We start from the raw sequence: 4,197 nt of genomic DNA, 5'->3' as shown, positions 1-4,197 counted from the left end.
TTCCCCCCCTCACCCGTTGGTTCTCCTGTTTCCCCCGCCAGCAAATTCACATTATCTTTAGCGAAACCCTCTTCCAACAGCCCCAAGCGACCCTAGATCGCCTCTGTGAGTTTTTAGACATTCCCGGATACTCCCTCCCCTCCGCTAGCAACCGCAATCCCGGTCAATACCAACCCGACCCCGAGATTCGTCAAGATCTGCAAGCCTTCTTTCAACCCCATACCCGTCAGCTTCAAGAGTTACTTCAGACCCCCCTACCCGACGAACATATTAATCCCTAACCTGGCCCTCTAACCTGGCCCTCTAACCTGGCATCCTCCCCCCACTTCCCACTATGCGCACCCGTCACCTCTTAGACTTTGAATCTGAACGTGTCATTCACCTCGGACGGGCGATCCGAATTGTCTGGAATAGCGGCCCCTGGTGGACTGTAGCCCGAGGCAGTATCACCATCGTCAAAAGCTGCATTCCCATCACGCGGCTTTATATCATGAAGCTGCTCCTCGACAACATCACCATGGGGTTTGATGCCGATAACCCAGAAGATGCCTTTCGTCGCATCGCTCCCCTGGTGATTGCCATGGGTTTGGTGAACCTCGCCGCCGCCTTCCTCACTTCCGTCGGCCGCCTCGTCAACCAATATCAGCAACAAGTCGTCTCCGATCGCCTCTACGAGATTATTCACGATAAAGCCATCACCGTCGATCTCGAACATTACGAAGATCCCAACTACTACGACATCCTCGAACGCGCCCGCAACGAAGCCAACAACGTACCACTACGCCTACTCAATCGCCTAGAGCAAATTGGCAGTAACCTCGTCAAGCTAGTCACCATGGGAGGTACTCTTCTCAGCTTCAACTGGCTTATTGGTGGCGTTCTCATACTCCCCGTGATTCCCCGCATCTTAGTCCGTCTCGCCTTCGTTCGCGAGATTCACGCCTGGTTACAACGCCGCACCGCCACACAACGGGAAGCCTCGTACTATAACAGCTTACTGGTCAGTGAAAACTACGCCAAAGAGATCCGCCTCTTTCAACTCGGGGAACTCTTCTCCCGGCGGTTCCGCAAATTACGTTGGCGACTGCGGGAAGAACGGCTACAAATCGCCCTACGTCGCGCCTCAGCCGACTTTTTCACCACTCTTATTTCTGTGGTGGCAACCTGGGGGATCTATGCCTATATTGCCTATCAAACGGTTCAGGGCAATATCACCGTGGGGGACTTGGTCTTGTATAACCAAGCCTTCCGCAAAGCCTATGATGCGCTTTGGCAAGTCCTTCAGGGCGTTGCAGGTCTTTACGAAGATAACCGTTATCTGGCCTATCTCTTTGAATTTCTCAACATTAAACCGAGAATTGTGGATCCAGTCTCTCCAGAGCCCATTCCATCTCCTATGAAACAGGGCATTTCTTTTAAAAATGTTTACTTTAATTACCCCAACAGTCAGCGGAAAGCCATTAAAAATGCTTCCTTTCATATCAAACCCGGAGAAGTCATTGCGTTGGTGGGAGAAAATGGCTCAGGCAAAACAACCTTAATTAAACTCCTCTGCCGTCTTTATGACCCCACAGAAGGCCACATTCTGATGGATGGTATCGATTTGCGAGACTTGAAGGTTCGCGAACTCCGCCAGCAAATTAGTGTCATCTTTCAAGACTATGCTAAATATCACCTGACGGCTCGTGAAAATATCTGGCTGGGGAACCTGGAATGTCCCTCCGAGGATGAACGCATCATTAAAGCGGCAAAACGGTCTGGGGCAGATGAAGTCATCCAAACGCTTCCACTTGGCTATGACAATTTACTTGGCAAACGGTTTGCTACTGGGGAAGAACTCAGTATTGGTCAATGGCAAAAGGTGTCTATTGCGCGTGCTTTTCTGCGTAACTCTCAGGTCATTGTTCTGGATGAACCCACGTCAGCTCTCGATCCGAAAGCGGAATATGAAGTTTTCAAGAAGTTCCGGGAATTGTTAGAAGGACAATCAGCGGTTTTGATTACTCATCGACTATCGACGGTCAAAATGGCGGATCGGATTTATGTTTTAGATAAGGGGTGTATTGTTGAATCGGGGTCTCATGATGAGTTGATTGATAAGCAGGGTCTTTATGCTAATTTGTTTGAGACACAAGCTCGTAACTATCGTTGATTCTTTGAGTTATTGGGCTATACCAAGATGAGAATTGTCGTCGAGACGTTATACGTTCAGAGTCAGTTGTATAGCATCGTCAATTAACATCATCAACTGTGATCAGGAGTCAAACCGTTGAACAAACTAATGAAAAAACTAAAAAATTGGCCATCCTTAAAAACCTTATTTAAGAAGCCGCGATCGCCATCCTCAGACCCTCCAGCCAGTCATCAAGACGCCCTAGAAAACGCACTGAAGTCTGCGGCAACCTATCAGGCCACTAACCAGCTAGAGGCGGCGGCCCAAGACTATCTGAACATCCTCAGGGATTATCCCAACAAAAGCTGGTGGTATAACAGATCGCTCTGGGAAGTGTTGGAAAAGACGAATCGTTTGCAGACGGCGATCGCCATCCTAGCCCAGTCTAACCAACAGTCTAGCTCTGTTCAACCCGCGATCGCCCTCAATCTTGCCGAAGCCCTCACCCGCCAGGGCAACGAACAAGCTGCGATCCGACACTACCAATCTGTGAGTTACGCCAAGTTCTCAAAATCCTATCAACACCTCGTAAAAACAGCTTGGACAGAGACTTCTTTATCTCCCAAATTTATCATTATTGGTGCAGCAAAATCCGGTACAAGCGCCCTCTACAGCTATCTCGCCTCCCATCCTAACGTCTTACCGGCTGTTGTCAAAGAAATTAACTTTTGGTCTCATCGTTTTCAATATGGTTTACCTTGGTATCAGTCCCATTTTCCAGCCATCTCGCAAGAGATTGCCAAACAGCAAGGATTGATAACAGGAGAAGCCAGTCCCAGTTATTTTGCCCATCCTGAAGCACCTCAACGAATCAAACAAGCCTATCCCGATATTCGCCTGATTGTGAGTCTGCGCAATCCCGTTGATCGAACCATCTCTCACTATTATGATCGAGTGCGTCGGGGTCAAGAGATGCGCCCCTTAGATGTCGCGATTTATGAAAGTTTGGCTGGCAACCCTAGCCAGTCCACGTCAGTTGAGTTTGTTCCTGATTATTTGCGGGAAAGTTGTTACGGTGCCAATCTTACAGCTTGGTATTCTCACTTTGAACCAGAGCAAATCTATGTCCTCAAAAGTGAGGAGTTACTCAATCAACCCGCCGCCACAAGCCAGTCGGTCTTTGAGTATCTTGGCTTGCCTCGCCATGAACTTCGTGAATATCGAAAATACAATGTTGGGAACTACCAGTCCTCAATGTCCAGGATAGACGATGACTCGGATGCTAAACTGAAGACTGCCCTACAAGACTATTTTAAAGAGGATATGGAGCAATTAACAGATATTACGGGGAAAGTTCTGAATTGGTGGTCATGACTGAGTTTCCAGGTAAACTAAATAACAAGCTAAATCATGCAAAATAGTTATGCAAAATAGTCATGGAAATCAAAACTAAACTAACTGTATTAGGCTGTTATCTCAAACTCAAACTGGGATATCAAGCCAAAGAAGCTGCTCGCTGGCTGTTACAGTTTTATCAACAGCAGGATGACCTCGAAGCTGTTTTAGACTTCTATGAGGAGGCATTCGCTCTCAATCCGGAAGATGAAACGCTCTTACTTGAATGCGCCGATTTTTTGTACCAGCGGCAACAAAATAGCCAGGCAATTTCTCTGTATAAACAAATCATCGCCATCAATCCTTCCATTTTTTTAGCCCATCGAAATTTAGGAAATCTCTTCATTAAACAGCTACGTTGGCAAGAGGCAGAACAAGCCTATCGAAAAGGGATTCAACTCCTCAACACTCCCTCAGTTTTTATCTATCGAAAATTGGCAAAAACCCTAGCCCAACAGCAGCGATGGCTAGACGCGCTCTCGGCATATGAAAAAGGTTGGGACGACCCACATCAAATCCATCAGGTATTACAAGGTTGTAACGCCGAAATTCAGCAGGGTTTTGAGACTTGGGAGACTTATTTGCTATTGTTTCAAACCTTAGCAGAAGCGAAACAATGGACGGGTGCGATCGCCGCTTGGTGGCAAGCCATTACACTCGATCCGTACCAAGGATGGTGGCGATATGAG

General features: G+C 47.6%; 4 protein-coding genes. All 4 read left to right on the top strand.

All coding sequences use genetic code 11. The annotated features are described in order from the left end of the window. On the top strand, nucleotides 1-281 hold a 281-nt coding region (locus tag R6U67_RS16920; protein WP_410253638.1), incomplete at its 5' end, for a sulfotransferase domain-containing protein. 53 nt (nucleotides 282-334) lie between these two features. Then, nucleotides 335-2,152 carry an ABC transporter ATP-binding protein gene (locus R6U67_RS16915; RefSeq protein ID WP_410253637.1) on the top strand — a complete coding sequence of 606 codons (1,818 nt, stop codon included), beginning with the start codon at nucleotides 335-337 and terminating at the stop codon, nucleotides 2,150-2,152. 129 nt (nucleotides 2,153-2,281) lie between these two features. Then, nucleotides 2,282-3,487, top strand: coding sequence for a sulfotransferase (locus R6U67_RS16910; protein WP_410253636.1), 1,206 nt, complete (start codon nucleotides 2,282-2,284; stop codon nucleotides 3,485-3,487). Between the two features lie 62 nt (nucleotides 3,488-3,549). Continuing rightward, a partial coding sequence (locus tag R6U67_RS16905) for a tetratricopeptide repeat protein (protein ID WP_410253635.1) occupies nucleotides 3,550-4,197 on the top strand: 648 nt, incomplete at its 3' end.

The organism is Sodalinema sp. (assembly GCF_046483825.1).
In the GTDB taxonomy this organism is placed as follows: domain Bacteria; phylum Cyanobacteriota; class Cyanobacteriia; order Cyanobacteriales; family Geitlerinemataceae; genus Sodalinema.
Note: the sequence above shows the minus strand (reverse complement) of the source record. Positions and strands in the feature narration are given on the sequence as shown.

Excerpts from the sequence above, each read along its gene's own strand:
- R6U67_RS16915 (WP_410253637.1), top strand. The coding sequence starts at position 335 with ATGCGCACCCGTCACCTCTTAGACTTTGAATCTGAACGTGTCATTCAC.
- R6U67_RS16910 (WP_410253636.1), top strand. The coding sequence starts at position 2,282 with ATGAAAAAACTAAAAAATTGGCCATCCTTAAAAACCTTATTTAAGAAG.